The organism is Streptomyces sp. NPDC057900 (genome assembly GCF_042887885.1).
Taxonomy (GTDB): Bacteria; Actinomycetota; Actinomycetes; order Streptomycetales; family Streptomycetaceae; genus Streptomyces.
Genome location: NZ_JBHVOI010000021.1, coordinates 1 through 18957, shown reverse-complemented (window position 1 = coordinate 18957; position 18957 = coordinate 1). Strand labels below are relative to the sequence as shown.

Below are 18957 nucleotides of genomic sequence, written 5' to 3'. Positions count from 1 at the left end.
CAGGCCCTGTCGAGGAGGACCGGCGACCTTGGGACCGACCGGCGAACCCACCCAGGAGGTACGGCAGATGTGCGAGGAACAGCCGGTACGGCTCCACTGCTTCGCGCACGCCGGAGCCGGCGTCTCGGCGTTCTACAACTGGCCCGGTGATCTGGGGCCCGGGGTGGAGTCGCTGCCCAGGCTGCTGCCGGGCCGCGATGCCAGGCGCCGCGAGCCCCGTATCACCGGGCGCGAGGCGCTGCTGGCCGATGTGATGGACGCCTTCGCCGAGGCACCGGACGGGTCCTACGTGCTGTACGGGCACAGCCTCGGCGCGATGGTCGCCTACACCGTCACCCGCGCCTTGCACGAGGCCGGGCTGCCCGGTCCGGCGCTCCTCGCCCTCGGCGCCTGCCCGCCCCCCGACGCCGCCTCTGTGCTGTCGGACGCCGCCTGGGGGCCGGAGGACCAGCTGCTGGAGCTGCTCGCCGAGACCGGCACCCTCCCGGAGGGAGCGAAGCCCGGCGGGCTCTGGCACCGGGCCGTGCTGCCGGTGCTCCGGGACGACCTGGCCCTCGCCCACACGCTGCGGATCAACGCCCACGAACCGGTGGTGGGCCCGCCGCTGTCCGTGCCGATGCTGATCGTCTCCGGTGCGGACGACCCGCTGGTGCGGCCGGACGTGATGGCGGGCTGGCGGCACTGGACCACCGGACCGACGGTGACCCGGACCGTGCCGGGGGACCACTTCTTCGTACGCGGCCACGAGCTGCCGCGGCTGCTCGGGCGCGCCTGCCGCGTCGTACGGCGCACCCGGCCGGCCCGCGTCGTCGCCGCGGCCCGCGGCTGACCCGCCGCCGATCACAGGAGGACAGACATGAGGGACAGCCGATGAGACGCGTCGTCATCACCGGGATAGGGGTGGTCGCCCCCGGCGGGGTCGGCACCGAGGCGTTCTGGTCGCTGCTGACCGAGGGCCGCACCGCGACCCGCCGCATCACCCTCTTCGACGCCTCCTCGTTCCGCTCGCAGATCGCGGCCGAGGCCGACTTCGTCCCGGCGGACCACGGCTTCGGCCCGCAGGAGGCCCGACGCCTGGACCGTGCCGCCCAGTTCGCCCTTGTCGCCGCCCGCGAGGCGGTCGCCGACAGTGGACTGACAGCGGGGATACGGGCCGAGCGCACCGGGGTCACCCTGGGCAGCGCCGTCGGCTGCAGCACCGGGCTGGACGAGAGCTACGCGCACATCAGTGAGAACGGCAGCCACTGGCTGCTGGATCACACCCGGGCCGAGCCGCGGCTCACCGACTACCTCGTGCCCAGCTCCATCGCCGCAGAGGTGGCGCGCGACGTCGGCGCTCAGGGGCCCGTCGCGGTCGTCTCCACGGGCTGCACCTCCGGCCTGGACTCGCTCGGCCACGCCGCCGAACTCATCCGCGAGGGCAGCGCCGACGTGATGGTGGCGGGCGCCGCGGAGGCACCGGTCACCCCGATCACCCTGGCGTCCTTCGACGCGATCCGCGCCACCTCCTCGCGCAACGACGAACCGGAGACCGCCTCCCGCCCCTTCGACCGCAGCCGCAACGGCTTCGTGCTCGGCGAGGGCAGCGCGGTGCTGATCCTGGAGGAGTACGGGCACGCGCTGCGGCGCGGCGCCCATGTGTACGCGGAGATCGCGGGCTTCGCCAGCCGGTCCAACGCGTACCACATGACGGGGCTGCGCCTGGACGGCAACGAGATGGCCGAGGCGATCAGGATCGCCCTCGACGAGGCACGGCTCGACGGCACGTCCGTCGACTACATCAACGCCCACGGATCGGGCACCAAGCAGAACGACAAGCACGAGACGGCGGCGTTCAAGCTCAGCCTGGGCGAGCACGCCCACCGGGTGCCGGTCAGCTCGATCAAGTCGATGATCGGTCACTCGCTCGGCGCGATCGGTTCCCTGGAGATCGCCGCCAGCGCCCTGGCCATCGAGCACGGCATCGTGCCGCCGACGGCCAATCTGCACGATCAGGACCCCGCGTGCGACCTCGACTACACACCGCTGGTCGCACGGGAGCAGCGCACCGACACGGTGCTCAGCGTCGGCAGCGGATTCGGCGGCTTCCAGAGCGCGATGGTGCTGACCACCCGCCGGCTGGGGGTGGCCGCATGACCGCCGTGGCTCCCGAGGAAGCGGGACTGATCGGTGTCCGGGGCGTGGAGGCGGCCGTCACCGGCATCGGTGTCGTAGCGCCCGGCGGTGTCGGCGCCGAACAGTGGTGGGCGGCCGTGCTGCGGGGCGAGAACGCCATCGGGCCCGTCACCCGCTTCGATGCCTCCGGCTATCCCGCGCGCCTGGCCGGGGAGGTGACCGGGTTCGTCGACGCGGACCACGTCGCGAGCCGGCTGCTGCCGCAGACCGACCGGGTGACCCGGTTCTCGCTCGCCGCGGCGGCCGAGGCCCTGAGCGACTCGGACCTCGACCCGGCCCGGCTGCCCGACTACGCGGTCGGCGTGGTCACCGCCAACGGCACCGGCGGTTTCGCGTTCGGGCAGCACGAGCTCCAGGCGCTGTGGAGCAAGGGCAGCCGGCACGTCGGCGCCTACCAGTCGTTCGCCTGGTTCTACGCCGCCAACTCCGGCCAGATCTCCATCCGGCACGGGCTGCGAGGCCCCAGCGGAGTCATCGTCTCCGAGCAGGCGGGCGGCCTCGACGCCGTCGCCCAGGCCCGCCGCCAGCTGCGCAAGGGGATACGGGCCGTGGTCACCGGCGGAGTCGACTCGGCGCTCTGCCCCTGGGGCTGGACGGCCCACCTGGCAGACGGCGCACTGAGCACCGGCGACGACCCCGACCGGGCCTACCTGCCCTTCGACGCCGAGGCGTCGGGCCATGTCGTCGGTGAGGGCGGCGCCCTGTTCGTCCTGGAGGACGGGGACGCCGCGCGCGGTCGCGGTGCCACCGTCCACGGCACGATCGCGGGCTGCGCCGCCACGTTCGACCCGGCACCCGGTACCGGGGAACCCCGGCTCCTGGCCGCCGCCGAACTGGCCCTGGCGGATGCCGGTGTCACCCCGGGCGACATCGACGTCGTCTTCGCGGACGGGGCGGGCGAACGAGACGCCGACCGCGCAGAGGCACAGGCGCTGGCCGCGCTGTTCGGCCCGTACGGGGTGCCGGTCACCGCACCCAAGTCGATGACCGGCCGGCTCTCCGCGGGCGGCTCCGCGCTCGACCTGGCGGCCGCCCTGCTCGCCCTGCGCGACCAGGTGATCCCCCCGACGACCGGCACCGCACGGGTCGACGAGGACTGCCCCGTCGACCTGGTGACCGGCAGGCCGCGCCCGGCCGTGCTGCGGACCGCACTGGTACTGGCCCGCGGCCGGGGCGGCTTCAACGCGGCCACCGTGGTGCGCGCCGCGCGCTGACCACGTCCCCGCCGCCGGACGTTCTGAATCGACACCGAGGAGAAAGGCACTTCTGTGGACCGGCTGGAGCTCACCGAACTGACCACCCTGCTGCGCGCCTGCGCGGGCGAGGGGGAGGGCATCGACCTGGACGGCGACGTCCTGGACACCCTCTTCCTCGACCTGGGCTACGACTCGCTCGCCCTCCTGCAGGCCACCGGCGTGATCGAGCGCGACTACGACGTGCTGCTGGACGAGGAGGCGCTGGACGAGGCCGAGACCCCGCGCCAGTACCTCGACCTGGTCAACCGCGCCCTGGCCGCCCGGATCGCCGCCTGATGAGCGGCGACGGGCCGCAGGAGCCGCGCACCGGCGCGCCCCGGCTCACCGAGATCGCCGACGGCGTCTTCGCCTATGTCCAGCCGGACGGCGGCTGGTGCCTCAACAACGCCGGAGTGATCGTCGACGGCGGCACCGGCCTGCTCGTCGACACCGTCGCCACCGAGGCACGGGCCCGGCGGCTGCGCGCCGAGGTGCTGCGGGTCGCGGGCGGCCCGCCGCGTCTGGTGGTCAACACCCACTTCCACGGCGACCACACCTTCGGCAACTTCGTCTTCCCCGAGGCCGTCGTCATCGGCCACGAACGGGCGCGCGCCGACATCGCGGCGGCCGGGCTGCACATGGCCGGGCTCTGGCCCGACGTGTGCTGGGGCGACCTGGAGGTGGTGCCGCCGAGCGTCACCTACAGCGACCGCATGACGCTGTACGTGGGCTCCCTGCGGGCCGAACTGATCCACCCGGGGACCGCGCACACCACCGGCGACACCGTGGTGTGGCTGCCCGAGCAGCGGGTGGTGTTCACCGGCGACCTGGTCATGTCGGGCGCCACACCGTTCTGCCCGATGGGGTCGGTCTCCGGTTCCCTGGCCGCGCTGCGGACCCTGCGCGCACTCGGCGCCCGCACGGTCGTGCCGGGCCACGGACCGGTGGGCGGCCCCGCGCTGCTGGACGACAACGAGGGATACCTGCTGCGCCTCCAGCAGCTCGCCCGGGAAGGGCTGGCCGCCCGGCTCACCCCGCTCCAGCTCGCGCGCGAGGCGGGCCCCGGCGCGTACGCCGATCTGCTGGACGCCGAGCGGCTGGTGCCCAACCTGCACCGCGCCTACGCGGAGGAGCTCGGCGCGGCGCCCGGCGATCCGCTGGACATTCCCGCGCTGTTCCGCGAGATGTCGGAGCACCACGGCGGGCGGCCGGCCTGCCACGCCTGAGGCGGCGTCAGAACGACTGGTGGTCGGGGGTGATGCGCCGCTCACGCGTGCGCAGCTCCCCGTCCTCGTACACCAGCACGTCCTCCACCACACTGCTCGGCGCGATGACCGGCGCCGGGTCCCAGGGGCGGCTGACCATCATCAGTGTGTAGTAGTGCGTGACCAGGGTGCCGTCCGGTCCCGGGTCCACGCGCAGCATGTTGTGCCAGTGCCGGCAGCGCACCGGCTCGGTGCCGAAACGGCGGGCGTGCGCGGTGCGCAGCGCCGCCGCGATGGCCTCGCGGCCTCGCACCCGCGGGATGCCGGGTGACTGTGCGAACACGCCGTCCTCGGTGAACGTGGCGGCGAATTCCTCCGCCCGCAGATCGTCGAGCAGCCGGACCTGCCGGGCGTAGAACTGCTGGACCTCCACATAGAGCGCGGTCCGGTCGGTGCCGAGCCGCGGCTCGGTCGCGTACGTCGTCATACTGCGTCTCCTGGTCTCAGGGCCGGGCCGGCTCGCCGCCGGTCGGAGGTGACACCTCTCAGCCGAGGTCGTCGCGGGTCACGACGCGGTGGCGGGTGCGCCACTTGCCCCGCGAGCGGACGAGTACGTCCTCCATGACGCATACCCGGTGCACCGCGGAGCCGCCCTGACCGGGCGTCACGTACACCAGCGCGTAGCAGCGCGTGTGCAGCGTCCCGTCGGGCTGCGGCCGCAGGTCGAGCATGCCGATCCAGTGCCTGAACCGTTCCCCGCTGCGTTCCTGCTGGGCCTTGTTGCGCCGCACGTTCGACGCCAGGGCGAGGCGTCCGCGGACCGGCTCGTCCAGTGTCGGCACGTCGAAGACGGCGTCCTCGGTGAACGTCCCCGCCCAGCGCTCGGCCTCGTGCAGGTCGAAGAGCTGCATCTGGCGTGCGTAGAACTGCTGGATCTGCGCGTACAGGACGCCGGACTCCGCCTCTGTGAGCACCTCGGCGGGTGTCTCGAAGACGGCTGTGGTGTCGGTTGTGGTGGCTCGGGTGCGGCTGAGTATCTCGGTGGTCATGTGACCGGCCCTCCGTTCCATCGGATACGGACACTCTCTGTGGCACAGATCGAGCGCTCTTCGAAGATTCCTCAAGCGTCCTGGTCGAACGTGTGAACAGCAGCCGGTGAATCGGCAGCCGCGCCCCGACCAGCCGGAGGAGAACGAGGATGCCGAACTTTGTCTTTCCGGACCTTCCGCTGGACGGCCTGCTGCGCAGAGCGGCTCTGCGCGACCCCGACGGCATCGCCGTACGGACAGCGGACACGGCACTCGGCTTCCGCGAGCTGGACACGCTGACCGATCGCGTCGCCGCCTGGCTGCGGCGGCAGAACGGGGGCCGGACCGGGGTACGTACCGGCGTCGCCCATGTCCTCGATCCGGTCTTCATCGCCACCTACTACGGCACGGTCCGCAGTGGTGCGACGGCGGTGCTGGTCAACCCGCTGATGGGGGAGCACGGGCTGCGGCACGTCTTCGCCACCGCCGGGGTGGAGGTGGCGTTCGTCCCCGCGGCCATCGCCGAGATCCTCACCAAGCTGAGCGGGGTACTGCCTCGGCTCCGCACGATCGTGGTGACCGACGCCCCGGACGGGGTGACACCGGGTGACACGGTGTCGCTGCACATGGAACTGGAGTCGGCCCCGCACGCGCGCGAAGACGGCCCGTCCGACCCGGGCGCGATCGCCTGCGTCCAGTTCACCACCGGCACCACCGGCCGCCCCAAGGGCGTCCTGCTGACCCACCGCAACCTGGTCGCCAACGCCAAGCAGACCGCCCTCGCCCACCGCCTGGACGCGGACTCCGTCGCCCTCAACCACCTGCCGCTCTACCACGTCATGCACCTCAACTCCGCGATGTACGCCGGGGCGTGCCAGGTGCTCTGCCAGGACCCCGATCCGTTCGCGTCGCTCGCCGCGGCCGCCGAGGCCGGTGCCACCCACTACTTCGGACTCCCCGCCCGGCTGCACCGCCTCGCCACCGACGAGCGCCTGACCGCCGCCGCGGGGCCCCCGCCCGGCGGCCCCCGGCTGACGGCCGTGCTGTCCGGCGGCTCCGGGCTGCGGCCCCAGGCGGCGCGCGCCCTGCGCGACCGGCTCGGCGTCCCCGTCATCCAGGGCTATGGCATGGCCGAACTCTCTCCGCTCACGCACTGCCAGCGGCCAGAGCGCTACCGGACGGGTGAGGTCGGCGGGACCGTCCCCGGCACCGAGTGCCGCCTTGTCGATGTGGACTCCCGCACCCCGGTCGAGGTCTGGTCCACCGGGGAGGTCCAGGTCAGAGGCCCGCAGTTGATGGCCGGCTACCTCGGTGACGCACAGCCGTCCCGGATCGACGAGGACGGCTGGTTCTCCACCGGCGACGTCGGCTACCTCGACGACGACGGAGAGCTGCGCCTGGTGGACCGGCTCGACGACATCTTCAAGTACGACAACGAGATCGTCTCGCCGAGCCAGGTCGAACGGGTCATCGGCGAGGACCCGCGAGTCGCGGACTGCATCGTCGCCGACTGGCCCGACGACGTGCACGGCGGTCTCGTCTGGGCCGGGATCGTCCTGCACGAGGAGTCCGGGCGGGCCCCGGGGCCCGACGTCCTCTCATCGGTCACCGCACGCGCCAACGAGCGGCTCGCGGACTTCGAACGGATCCGCCTGACCGAGGCACTGGACGCGGTGCCCCGCACCCCCACCGGAAAGCCCGAACGACGCGCGCTGCGGCAGCGGTTGAAGACACGCGCCGCCGCATGAACGCCCGCATCCGCCCCACCACCAGGAGCAGACCATGGTGACCTTCGTCAGCCAGCCGGCCGAGGAGAGCGCATGACCACCGACCGGCCCGACGCGATCGTCGCGGGCGCCGGACCCGTCGGCCTGACCGCCGCCCATGAACTGGCCCGCAGGGGCCTGCGAGTGCGGCTCGTCGACGCCGCCGCCGGTCCCGCCCGCACCAGCAGGGCCGTGGCCACGCACCCGCGCACCCTGGAGACGTACGACCAGATGGGCATCGTCGACGACATGCTCGTACGGGGCCGCCGCAACCGCGCGTTCACCATGTACGCCGAGGGGCGTCGTCTCGTGCGGCTGGAGGCCGACTACGCCACGATGCCGACTTCGTACCCGTACACCCTCGTCATCGGCCAGACCGAGACGGAGGAGGTGCTGCGCGAGGCCGTGGCCCGTCTCGGTGTCGAGGTCGAGTGGGGGGTGCGGCTCACCGGCTTCGAGCAGGACGCCGATTCCGTGCGGGCGACCCTGAGCGGGCCGGACGGCACGGAGGAGAGCGTCGAGACGTCCTGGCTGGTGGGCTGCGACGGAGGCCACAGCACCGTACGCAAACTGCTCGGGCTCGAACTGCTCGGCGGAGCCGGCGAGACCTGGATGCTCGCCGACGCACCGGTCGAGACCGACCTGCCGCCCGACACCATCTACTGGGCCCACACGGGCGGACAGGCACTGATGATGGTGCCCTACGCCCGGGACGGGCACTGGCGGCTGCTGGACACCGCACCCGCCGGGCGGGGCACCGACCCGCGCCCCGTCGAGGAGCGGCTGACCGAGAAGCTGTCGGCCGGGCTCGGCCGCCGGGTCCGGGTCGGGGAGAGCGAGTGGACCTCGGTCTTCACCTTCCAGCAGCGGATGGTGGAACGGATGCGCGAGGGTCGCGTCCTCGTCGCCGGGGACGCCGCACACGTGCACAGCCCCGCCTCCGGGCAGGGCATGAACACCGGCATCCAGGAGGCGTACAACCTCGGCTGGAAGCTGGCCATGGTCGAGCACGGCCACGCGGGCCCGGAACTCCTGGACACCTACAGCCAGGAACGGGTGCCGATCGGCCGGGCCCTGCTCGGCTCCACCCGGGCCGCCACCTTCCTCGTCCAGCTGAAGAACATGTTCGCCTCTGTGGCGCTGCCCGTCGTCTTCACCTTCGTACGGAACGTGACCCCGCTGCGCCGGGCCGTTCAGCGCAAGGTGCTCGGCGGCATGTCCGGGCTGCGCATCGGCTACGGCGACTCCGCCCTGACCACCGGCGCCGGACCCGCCCAGGTGCCCGGACCCGGCGAGCGGGTCACCCAGGCCCAGGTCCACGACCCGGACGACTCCGGCTGCGCCGGACTGCGCGCCGAACTCCGCGACCCCCGCTGGTCCCTGCTGCTCGCCGCGGGCGGCACCGGCCCCGGGGACGTCCCGGTGGGCGTGGCCATCACGGCCGCCGCCCAGTACTCCGAGTGGCTGTCGGTGCGCACCGTCGGCGGCACCGGCCCCGACGGGCCCGCCCCGCTCGCCGACCCGGACGGGCGGCTGCGCGCGGCGCTCGCCCTGGCACCCGGCAACTGGCTGCTGGTGCGCCCCGACGGCTACACCGCCGCGCGGGCCGACGTCCTGACCAGGGCCGCCCTGGGCCGGGCGCTCGCCCCGCTGCGGCCGGCGGACCTGCTCGCCGACGCGGCCCGGCCCGAACCGGGACTCGTCCTCCCCGCCCCCACCCACCGGCTGAAGGAGCACTGACCGTGTCCGACAACGAACCCGTAGCCCTGATCACCGGAGCCACCAGCGGCATCGGACTTGCGGTGGCCCGTCAGCTCGGCCGGTCCGGACACCGCGTCTTCCTGTGCGCGCGCACCGAACAGGACGTGAAGCAGACCGTCGAGGACCTCCGGGACGAGGGCCTGGCGGCCGACGGACTGGCGGCCGACGTCCGCTCCCGGGAGTCCGTGGCCGAGCTGGTGAGCGCCGCCGTCGCGGCATACGGACGCGTCGACGTGCTGGTCAACAACGCCGGGCGCAGCGGCGGCGGCGTGACCGCCGACATCGCCGACGAGCTCTGGTACGACGTCATCGACACCAACCTCAACAGCGTGTTCCTGGTGACGCGCGAGGTGCTGAAGAACGGCGGCCTCACGGACACCGGACACGGGCGGATCATCAACATCGCCTCGACGGCCGGCAAGCAGGGCGTGCTGCTCGGCGCCCCGTACAGCGCCTCCAAGCACGGTGTCGTCGGCTTCACCAAGGCGCTGGGCAGGGAGCTGGCCCCCTCGGGCGTCACGGTCAACGCGGTCTGTCCCGGCTACGTCGAGACGCCGATGGCGCAGCGGGTGCGCCAGGGGTACGCGGCGGCCTGGGACACCACGGAGGACGTCGTGCAGGAGCAGTTCGAGGCGAAGATCCCGCTCGGCCGCTACTCGACACCGGAAGAGGTCGCGGGACTGGTCGGCTATCTGGCCTCCGCGTCCGCCGCATCGATCACCGCACAGGCGCTCAACGTCTGTGGCGGACTTGGCAATTTCTGAATCTGTGAGGAAGAGGTGATGTGTGGTGTCGAGTGAGCGTGTGTACCGCACGGCGCATTCGGTCGAGGTGGCCGCACCGGCGGGGGTCGCGTACGGGCTGATCTCGAACGCGGTGCAGTGGCCGCTGTTCCTCCCGCCGAACGTCCATGTGGAGCGGCTGGACTTCGACGGGCAGAACGAGCGGCTGCGGATGTGGGCGACGGCCAACGGGCAGGTCCGGTCGTGGATCTCACGGCGCGTCCAGGACCCGCAGGCGCGGCGGATCGACTTCCGCCAGCAGCACCCGCAGGCCCCGGTCGAGACGATGAACGGGACCTGGACCGTCGAGGAGCGGGCGGGCGGCACCAGTGTGCTGACCCTGCTGCACGACTTCACGGTGACCGGTGACCGGCCGGAGGACGTGGCCTGGGTGGAGCTGGCGATCGACACCAACTCGGTGGCGGAGCTGGACCATGTGAAGCGGCTGGCCGAGCGCTGGCCGAGGCTCGACGAACTCGTCCTGTCCTTCGAGGACGCCGTACGGGTCAAGGGCCCGTCCGAGCTGGTCTACGACTTCCTGTACCGGGTGAGCGACTGGCCGGAGCTGGTGCCGCACGTGGCCCGCCTCGAACTGACGGAGGACACCCCCGGCGTCCAGGTCATGGCGATGGATACCCGCACCGCGGACGGCTCGACCCACACCACGGAGTCGGTACGGGTCTGCTTCCCGCAGGCGGGCCGCATCGTCTACAAGCAGACCACCACCCCCGCGCTGATGGACGCGCACACCGGCGAGTGGTCGGTGCTGCCCGACGAGTCCGGTGTGACGGTCATTTCCCAGCACAGTGTGGTGCTGCGCGAGGAGGCCATCGAGAGCGTGCTCGGTGAGGGCGCCGACCTGGCCCAGGCCCGCCGCTACGTGCGCGAGGCGCTCGGCCGGAACTCGACGGCCACCCTCAACCTGGCCAAACGGCACGCGGAGTCCGCGATCCACGTGCTGTGACCGGATCCTCCTGCCGAATCCTGACTGACCGCCCGCCGCGGTCCGACGTCCACCGCTGCTCCGGTCCCGCTCCAGCCGCCGCTGTGAGGCTTGCCGCGACGGACTTCCCCCGGAGGGGACCGGGGCGGCAGCGGTGGCGCGCCGGACCTCTCCTCGGCCGGCCGGCGGGCCAGTGGTGCGTGTACTCACCACTGACCCACCGGCCGGCCACCCGGCGTCGCGCTCCATGACATCAGGACGGATGAAGAGATGAGCACGGACAACAGAGCCCGGATCGCGGAATACCTGTCCCGCTTCTTCCCGGTGCAGGACCTGAAGGCGGACGACGACATCTTCGAGCTCGGCTTCGTCAGCTCGGTGTTCGCGATGCGGCTCGTCTCCTTCGTGGAGCACGAGTTCGGCATCACCGTCGAGAACGAGGACCTGGAGCTGGAGTACTTCTGCTCCATCGCGGCCCTCGACGCGTTCGTCACCCGCAAGCTGTCCGTCCCGGTCCCGGGGTAGGAGGGACCGGTGGAGCCGCGGGGCGTCACCCGAATACTTCTGGGATCCGCTCGAATCCGGCTTGAGCCGTACCTGAGCCACGCTCGGAAGTGAGCCGGGAACCAGCTGGGATCCGGCTCCGGGTGACTCGGTGAACGATCGAGGAATGGCAGACGATCCGTCGAGTACGGCTCCGGTGCCGCACGAGGCGTGCCCGTCAGAGTCGTGCCTACCGGCGCGATATCTGGCGCGCACCCTGCGACGACGGAGCTGACTCCCGCTGCCATGACCACCACCGCCGATATCACCGGAACCACGGCCACCGGTCACAGCTGGTGGGAGTCCGACGCGCGCACCCGGGCGTCCCGGCTCGAAGCGCTGCTCGGCGACCCCTACGACCCCGCGAACCCGCACGGGCTGCGCGCCCTGTTCGCCGCCGACGCCCGGAGCGCCCCGCCCGCCGCCACGGAGGAGCTCCTCGCCGGTACGGACCTGGGCGCCGAGTTCGTACCCGTCGAGTACGGCGGCCGGCTCACCCGCGCCGACCTGCTCGCCCGCGTCCTGCGACCGGTCTTCCGCCGTGACGTCGCCCTCGGCTTCGGCTACGGCATCACCTCGCTGTTCGCCACCGGCGCCATCTGGGCGGCAGGCACCCCCGCGCAGCGGCGCAACACCGCCGACCTGCTGCTCGGCGGCGGCCGGGCCACGATCCTCCACCACGAACTGGCCCACTCCAACGCCATCCTGCGGCACGAGTTCACCGCCGGCACCACCCCCGACGGCTACCGGCTGAACGGGCGCAAGGACGTGATCATCAACGCCGCGCGCGCCGACGCCCAGGTCGTCTACGCCCGCACCGACCCGGCCCGCGGACCGCACAGCCACTCGGTGCTGCTCCTGGACCCGGCCCGGCAGGACACCCCGGCCGTGCGGCACCTGCCGCGCGTCACCACCCCCGGCATGCGCGGCGCGCTCTTCTCCGGGCTGGAGTTCACCGACCACACCGTCCCCGGCGACGCTCGCGTCGGCAGCACGGGCGAGGGCGTGGCCCTCGCCCTGCGCACCTTCCAGGTCAACCGCAGCCTCATCTGCGGTGTCGTCACCGCGGCCGCGGACACCGTCCTGCACTCCGCGGTACGGGCGGCGACCACCGGCCGCAGCGCTCCCATCGCGCGCCGCTGGCACAAGCCGCTGGCCGGCGTCTTCGCCGACCTGCTGGCCTGCGACAGCATGGCCACCGTCGTCCTGCGCGCCCTGAGCCTGCTGCCCGACCGGGCCCATGTCTTCGCCGCCGCAGTCAAGTACGTCGTGCCCGACCTGCTGCGCGAGAACCTGGAGGAGCTCGCCACCGTCCTGGGAGCGCGCGGCTACGAGCACGACAGCCCGGAGTACGGCGCGCTCGGCAAGCTCGTACGGGACCTGCCGGTCGCCGGACTCGGCCACGCCGGAACCGCCTCCTGCCAGTCCGTGATCGTCCCCCAGCTGCGCGGCCTGGCCGAACACTCCTGGTTCCAGGAGGAGGAACCACCGCCGGAGCTGTTCCGCGAGGGAGCCGAACTCCCGGTACTGGACTACCGGCTGCTGGGCCTCGCGGGCGGCGGCGACTTCATGGCCGCCTCCCTCGTCGGCTCCGCCGACCGCCTCGCCTCGTACCGAGGCCTCGGCGGACAGATCGCCGTGCTCGCCGCACTGGCCGAGGGCTTCGTCACCGAACTCCGCGCCCTGCGCGAGGAGTGCCGCCGGCTGCCCGCGTACGGCACCACGGCGCTCGCCGACCCCGCCGTCTGCGTACTCAGCGACCGCTACAGCCTCATCGTCGCGGCCGCCGCGGTACTCGGCGTGTGGGAGGGCCAGGACGGCCGGGACCCGTTCCTCGCCAATCCGGCCTGGGCACTGCTCGCGCTGTCCCGCCTCGGCGAACGGCTCGCCATCCCCGTGCCCGAACTGCCCGACGGCTGCCTGGCACAGGTCATGGAAGAACTGGTCCGCCGCTTCCGGACGGGCCGCAGCTGCGACCTGGACGGCATCACCCTCGCCCAGTGAGACAGCGGCACCCACGCCCGAGGACCAGGCGGGCAACGACGCAGGGAAGGAAAGACCGTTGACGCAGACGGAGCAGATGACCGCGGCACCGGGCGCGACCATACGTATCACCGAGCCGATCCACGTCAGCGGCCCCGACGGGCCGTGGGACCTGGTGCGCGAAGGCATGGACCTGCGCGGCAACGCCGTGGTGCACACCACCTGGGGGGAGTGGCTCACCGGAGCCGTCGCCGACCCCTCGCTGCGCCCGCTGCTCGGCCGGGACTGGCAGCGCTACCGCCGCACCACCGACCCCACCATCCGCTACCGCTTCGTCGCCTCCAGGCTGGCCACCAAATTCACGGCCGCGGCCGCGCTGGGCACCCGGCCCGCCGAACTCGACCTCGCGTACAAGATCGGCGGACGGCCCTATCTGCGAGGGCTCGACCAGATCGACGTGAGCCTCACCCACACCGACGACCTGATCGCCGTCGGCATCAGCCGCAGCGGCAGGATCGGCGTCGACGCCGAACCCGCCGAGCGGCACATGTCGTTCGAGCTCCTCCAGGACCACGTCTGCACACCCGCCGAACGCGCCGATCTCGCCGCGCTGCCCGAGGCCGAACAGAGGGCTCAGCTGCTCCGGCTGTGGACCCTGAAGGAGGCCTACACCAAGGCGCTCGGCCAGGGACTGCGCCTCGGCTTCACCGAATTCGGCTTCGGCGTCGGCGCGGGCGGCCTGCTCGCCCCCGACGGAACACCGGCCGCCCGCGACGAATGGGCGTTCACCACCCGCCTGGTGCTGGGCCGCTACCTGATCAGCGTGGCCTGCCACGACTCCGGACTGGACACCTCACGCGACACGGCGGCCCGCACCATGCTCGACGGAGGGTTCATGGGGGCCGTCGCCGGACTCCTAGACCACGGATGACACCGCCGCCACGTTCGCGGATCCGTCCAGAGCCGGTGGAGAAATCCGGCCTCGCTCTCCTGCGCGGCTAACGTGCCGGATGACGGTTCCGAGCGTCGTATCAGGTCCGTATGGGCGGGCCTCGCGTACGCGCTCCGTGCTCGCAGAGAGGGGAGGGAGGGGGTGCGCGCCCCGAACACACCATGACCGCCGATCATCGCTCACGTAGGTCACCGGACGGACCGATCACCGTAGTCGTCGATCCCGGGGAACCTCCCTACGAGGTCCCGCCGTTCCTGGAGATCCGGGGTCCCCTGGACACCCGGCGCCTCGAATCCGCGCTGGACCGGATCGCCGCAGGACGGCCGGACGGACCGGCCTGGCAGCACCGGCTCCGACCCCACGGGCCGGGCCTGCACACCCTGGCCCTCACCATGAGCGCCCCCGGCGAGTTCCCGGCCGGGCTCCTGGCCGACCTGCTCACGGACCCGCCGCCGGCCGGCCGATCGGTATGCGCCGTCACGCCGAGCCCGCTCCAGCACGAGCTGCTCGCGGACGCCGACGCCCACCCGGGCACCGGCCGCCAGGTCGAACAGCTCGGCTGGGTCTGGCACGGGCCGCTGGACCCCGAACGCTTCACCGCGGCCTGGCAGTCACTCTTCGACCGGGAGAGCGTGCTGCGTTCCGCCTTCGCCGACGGCCCCGAGCCGCAGATCGTGGTGCACGACCGGGTCAGGGCCGAAGTGGTACGGCTGCCGCACAGCGCCGGGGACTGGGCCTCGGTGGTCGAGTACGACCGGTGCCGCGGCCTCGACCCGCGCCGCCCCGGACCGCTGCGCGTGACCGTACTGGGCGGCGACCCCGTCGTATCGGCCACGGCCCAGCCCACCCGGGTGCTGCTCACCTTCCACCACGCGCTGCTCGACGGCTGGAGCGCGCGCCTGCTGCTGCGCGAGTTCTACCGCGCCTACCTGGCCGGCGGCTGCCTGCCGGGCGGTGAACGCCGCCCCGACATGGGCGACTACGCGCAGTGGCTCGCAGAGCAGGGGACCGGGCCCGCACGCACGTTCTGGACGGATGCCGTCCCGCCGCCCGACGTCACGCATTCGCCCCTGCCCGTGGCCGACGCCTCCGCTCCGGTGCCCGGCGGGACCCCGTCCGGGACCGGGCGCACCCGGCTGCGGCTGACCGCCGTGCAGACGGCACGGCTCGGCGCCTGGGCGGCCGGCTGGGGCAGCACCGAGAGCGGTGCGCTGCAAGCCGTCTGGGCCCTGCTGCTCTACCGGGCCGCCGGAACCGCCGACGCGGAGCCGGTCCGCTTCAGCGTGACGGTGTCCGGACGCGGGATCTTCTTCGACGGAGTGGAGCGCCTGCCGGGCGCTCTCCGTAACCCGCTGCCGATGTCCGTCGTCGTCGACCCGCGGGGGAGCGTGCCGGAGCTGCTCGGCCTGCTCCGTGACCGGGCCCTGGACATGGCCGCGTACGAATGGGTCTCGGCGGGTCAGATCCGTGCCTGGACCGGGGACCGGGCCGAGCTGCCCGACGCGGTGGGCAGCCTGGTCGCCTTCGAGGGCGGGCCGGACGGCCCGGAAGATCTCGTCCGGGAACTCGCCGCGCAGGGCGTCCGGGTGGACCCGCCGGAGACGCTCGGCGCCCGGACGGCCTTTCCGCTCACGCTCGTCGCCCACCGCGACGGCGACGGCGGGCTCATCGTGACCGTCTCCTACGACCACACCCAGCCCACCGGAATCGGCGGCGTCCTGGCACACGCCGCATTCCTGCTGGACGAACTCCCGCGTGTGGCGGGCGAGTCCACCACCATCTCCGAGGTGCTGGCACTGCTGGCTGACACGGAGACGGACGGGGACGGGGACGGGGACGGGGAGACGGACGCGAGCACGGCCACGGCCACCGGTACGCCCCCGACCACATCGGTGGACGGTCCGGCCGACGCCGACGCACCCGCGCTCATCACCCTGCGACCGGCCCGGAACCCCGGCGCCGGCACCGTCTGCCTCGTACCGTCGCACGGCACCCCCCGCTTCTGCTACGAACTGCTCGCGCGCTCGTACCAGGGGCCCGAAGCCCTCGTACTGCTGGGGCCCGCGCTCGATGACGGAGCCGGGTACGACGCGCTCAGGCCGCTCGTCGAAACGGGTGGGCATCTCGTGCTCGGCGGATTCTCCGGCTGCGGAGTCGCCGCGTACCGCATCACCCGGCTCATCGCGGCGAACGGCGGCCGGCCGCCACTCATCGTGCTCACCGGCACCGCGACGTCCGCCGGCGATCTCGCCCGGCTGCTCGAATCCGCCGCCGCACGCGCCGGATGACGTACACGCCGGACGACCACCCGGTCGGCCGGCCGCGCCGACGCTCGACCGTTCAACGGACCTCACACCTCTGGAGAGCCATGTCCCGCCGTCTGTTCACCTCGGAATCCGTGACCGAGGGCCACCCCGACAAGATCGCCGACCAGATCAGCGACGCGATCCTCGACGCCCTGCTGAGCCAGGACCCGTCCTCCCGGGTCGCCGTCGAGACGCTGATCGCCACCGGCCAGGTGCACATCGCCGGTGAGGTGACGACCAAGGCGTACGCCGATATCCCCGGTCTCGTCCGCGAGACGATTCTGGGCATCGGCTACGACTCGTCCGCCAAGGGATTCGACGGCACCACCTGCGGAGTCTCGGTGTCCATCGGCGCGCAGTCGCCGGACATCGCGCAGGGCGTCGACACCGCGTACGAGAAGCGCGTCGAGGGCGACGAGGACGAACTCGACAAGCAGGGCGCCGGCGACCAGGGCCTGATGTTCGGCTACGCCACGAACGAGACCCCGTCCCTGATGCCGCTGCCGATCGACCTGGCCCACCGGCTGTCACGCCGGCTGACCGCGGTCCGCAAGGACGGCACCGTCCCCTACCTCCGTCCCGACGGAAAGACGCAGGTCACCATCGAGTACAGCGGCAGCCGCCCGGTCCGTCTCGACACCGTCGTCGTCTCCTCGCAGCACGCCTCCGACATCGACCTCGACAACCTGCTGAGCCCCGACATCCGCCACCACGTCGTCGAGCACGTGCTGACCGAACTCGCCGAGGACGGCATCAAGCTGGAGTCCGACGACTACCGGCTGCTGGTCAACCCGACCGGCCGCTTCGAGATCGGCGGCCCGATGGGCGACGCCGGTCTGACCGGCCGCAAGATCATCATCGACACCTACGGCGGCATGGCCCGCCACGGCGGCGGCGCCTTCTCGGGCAAGGACCCGTCGAAGGTGGACCGCTCGGCCGCCTACGCGATGCGCTGGGTCGCCAAGAACGTCGTCGCGGCGGGCCTCGCGGACCGGTGCGAGGTCCAGGTCGCGTACGCCATCGGCAAGGCCGAGCCGGTCGGCCTGTTCGTCGAGACCTTCGGCACCGGCGCCGTCGCCCAGAATCGCATCGAGCAGGCGATCAAGGAGGTCTTCGACCTGCGCCCGGCCGCCATCATCCGGGACCTCGACCTGCTGCGGCCGATCTACTTCCGGACCGCCGCCTACGGCCACTTCGGACGCGAACTGCCCGACTTCACCTGGGAGCGGACCGACCGCGCCCAGCAGCTGAAGGCCGCAGCCGGTCTCTGACCGGCCGGCCCCCTCGTCCTCCGTCCTTCGTGCTCCGTACTTTCGAGGAGAGCCCGACGTGCGCATCGTTGTCACCGGTTCCGTCGCCGCGGACGCGGCCGGACTGTTCACACCTGCCCCGGACCACCGGTCATGACGGGCACCAGAGCCGCAGCACTCCGTGAGGCACTCGCCACCCGGGTGGTGGTGGCCGATGGCGCGATGGGCACCATGCTCCAGGCGCAGGACCCCACGCTTGAGGATTTCGAGAACCTTGAGGGCTGCAACGAGATCCTGAACCTCACCCGGCCCGACATCGTGCGTTCGGTGCACGAGGAGTACTTCGCGGTCGGCGTGGACTGCGTGGAGACGAACACCTTCGGGGCCAACACCGCGGCGCTCGGTGAGTACGACATCCCCGAGCGGGTGTACGAGCTTTCGGAGTCGGGTGCGCGTATCGCCCGTGAGGTCGCGGACGAGTTCACGGCCTCGACCGGACAGCAGCGCTGGGTCCTGGGCTCCATGGGCCCCGGCACGAAGCTGCCGACACTGGGCCACGCCCCGTACGTGAAGCTCCGCGACGGGTTCCAGCAGAACGCCGAAGGGCTGATCGCGGGCGGCGCGGACGCGCTGATCGTCGAGACGACGCAGGACCTCCTTCAGACGAAGGCCGGCATTCTGGGGGCTCGGCGCGCGCTGGAGGCCCTGGGCAGCGATCTGCCGCTGCTGGTGTCGCTGGCTTTCGAGACCACCGGCACGATGCTGCTCGGCTCGGAGATCGGGGCGGCGCTGACGGCTCTGGAGCCGCTCGGTGTCGACCTGATCGGCCTGAACTGCTCCACGGGCCCGGCGGAGATGAACGAGCATCTGCGCTATCTCGCCCGGCACTCCCGGATTCCGCTGCTCTGTATGCCGAACGCGGGCCTGCCGGTGCTGACGAAGGACGGGGCGCATTTCCCGCTGGGTCCCGAGGGTCTGGCGGATGCGCAGGAGGCCTTCGTGACCGACTACGGGTTGTCGCTGATCGG

At 72.4% G+C, this 18957-nt stretch carries 17 protein-coding genes; 15 read left to right on the top strand and 2 right to left on the bottom strand.

Features of this window, described 5'->3' with window-relative positions:
• Positions 1-28: 28 nt before the first annotated feature.
• From ACFVQ0_RS36175 to ACFVQ0_RS36155, 5 genes are read left to right on the top strand one after another with little or no spacing between them, the layout of a single operon-like run.
• On the top strand, positions 29-829 hold the full coding sequence (locus ACFVQ0_RS36175) for a thioesterase II family protein (RefSeq protein ID WP_390093444.1): 801 nt from the start codon (positions 29-31) through the stop codon (positions 827-829).
• Positions 830-870: 41 nt separating this feature from the next.
• Positions 871-2136, top strand: coding sequence for a beta-ketoacyl-[acyl-carrier-protein] synthase family protein (locus ACFVQ0_RS36170; RefSeq protein WP_390093443.1), 1266 nt, complete (start codon positions 871-873; stop codon positions 2134-2136).
• Positions 2133-3389 (top strand): ketosynthase chain-length factor, encoded by a 1257-nt coding sequence (locus ACFVQ0_RS36165; protein ID WP_390093442.1) that lies wholly within the window; start codon positions 2133-2135, stop codon positions 3387-3389. The genes ACFVQ0_RS36170 and ACFVQ0_RS36165 overlap by 4 nt, the downstream gene beginning before the upstream one ends.
• A gap of 54 nt (positions 3390-3443) precedes the next feature.
• Positions 3444-3707 carry an acyl carrier protein gene (locus tag ACFVQ0_RS36160; RefSeq protein WP_390093441.1) on the top strand — a complete coding sequence of 88 codons (264 nt, stop codon included), beginning with the start codon at positions 3444-3446 and terminating at the stop codon, positions 3705-3707.
• Positions 3707-4636: an MBL fold metallo-hydrolase gene (locus ACFVQ0_RS36155; protein ID WP_390093440.1), complete on the top strand. Its 930-nt coding sequence runs from the start codon at positions 3707-3709 to the stop codon at positions 4634-4636. Before ACFVQ0_RS36160 ends, ACFVQ0_RS36155 begins: the two co-directional genes overlap by 1 nt.
• Before the next feature lie 7 nt (positions 4637-4643).
• On the opposite strand, the gene ACFVQ0_RS36150 is transcribed toward ACFVQ0_RS36155, so the two are convergent.
• Both ACFVQ0_RS36150 and ACFVQ0_RS36145 read right to left on the bottom strand, forming a co-directional pair.
• Positions 4644-5102, bottom strand: a complete 459-nt coding sequence (locus ACFVQ0_RS36150; RefSeq protein WP_390093439.1) for a nuclear transport factor 2 family protein — start codon at positions 5100-5102, stop codon at positions 4644-4646.
• Positions 5103-5160: 58 nt separating this feature from the next.
• Positions 5161-5664 carry a nuclear transport factor 2 family protein gene (locus ACFVQ0_RS36145; RefSeq protein ID WP_390093438.1) on the bottom strand — a complete coding sequence of 168 codons (504 nt, stop codon included), beginning with the start codon at positions 5662-5664 and terminating at the stop codon, positions 5161-5163.
• Positions 5665-5813: 149 nt separating this feature from the next.
• Here ACFVQ0_RS36145 and ACFVQ0_RS36140 point away from each other — a divergent pair, with 149 nt between their 5' ends.
• The 10 genes from ACFVQ0_RS36140 to ACFVQ0_RS36095 all read left to right on the top strand — a co-directional run.
• The gene (locus ACFVQ0_RS36140) at positions 5814-7391 is read left to right on the top strand and encodes a class I adenylate-forming enzyme family protein (protein ID WP_390093437.1); all 1578 of its coding nucleotides are present in this window, start codon (positions 5814-5816) and stop codon (positions 7389-7391) included.
• 72 nt (positions 7392-7463) lie between these two features.
• Positions 7464-9149 carry an FAD-dependent oxidoreductase gene (locus ACFVQ0_RS36135; protein ID WP_390093436.1) on the top strand — a complete coding sequence of 562 codons (1686 nt, stop codon included), beginning with the start codon at positions 7464-7466 and terminating at the stop codon, positions 9147-9149.
• A 2-nt stretch (positions 9150-9151) separates the two neighbouring features.
• Positions 9152-9934 (top strand): 3-oxoacyl-ACP reductase FabG, encoded by a 783-nt coding sequence (fabG, locus tag ACFVQ0_RS36130; RefSeq protein ID WP_390093435.1) that lies wholly within the window; start codon positions 9152-9154, stop codon positions 9932-9934.
• A gap of 25 nt (positions 9935-9959) precedes the next feature.
• A complete protein-coding gene (locus ACFVQ0_RS36125; RefSeq protein WP_390093434.1) occupies positions 9960-10916 on the top strand; it encodes an aromatase/cyclase in 957 nt (318 codons plus the stop codon).
• Between the two features lie 249 nt (positions 10917-11165).
• Complete coding sequence (locus tag ACFVQ0_RS36120; RefSeq protein ID WP_390093433.1) at positions 11166-11420, top strand: acyl carrier protein; 255 nt, start codon at positions 11166-11168, stop codon at positions 11418-11420.
• 264 nt (positions 11421-11684) lie between these two features.
• Positions 11685-13442, top strand: coding sequence for an acyl-CoA dehydrogenase (locus tag ACFVQ0_RS36115; RefSeq protein WP_390093432.1), 1758 nt, complete (start codon positions 11685-11687; stop codon positions 13440-13442).
• A 58-nt stretch (positions 13443-13500) separates the two neighbouring features.
• Positions 13501-14352 carry a 4'-phosphopantetheinyl transferase family protein gene (locus ACFVQ0_RS36110; protein WP_390093431.1) on the top strand — a complete coding sequence of 284 codons (852 nt, stop codon included), beginning with the start codon at positions 13501-13503 and terminating at the stop codon, positions 14350-14352.
• Positions 14353-14534: 182 nt separating this feature from the next.
• Complete coding sequence (locus ACFVQ0_RS36105) at positions 14535-16661, top strand: condensation domain-containing protein (RefSeq protein ID WP_390093430.1); 2127 nt, start codon at positions 14535-14537, stop codon at positions 16659-16661.
• Positions 16662-16741: 80 nt separating this feature from the next.
• Positions 16742-17950 (top strand): methionine adenosyltransferase, encoded by a 1209-nt coding sequence (gene metK / locus ACFVQ0_RS36100; protein ID WP_390093429.1) that lies wholly within the window; start codon positions 16742-16744, stop codon positions 17948-17950.
• Between the two features lie 132 nt (positions 17951-18082).
• The coding region (locus ACFVQ0_RS36095) for a homocysteine S-methyltransferase family protein (RefSeq protein WP_390093428.1) at positions 18083-18957 on the top strand (875 nt) is incomplete at its 3' end.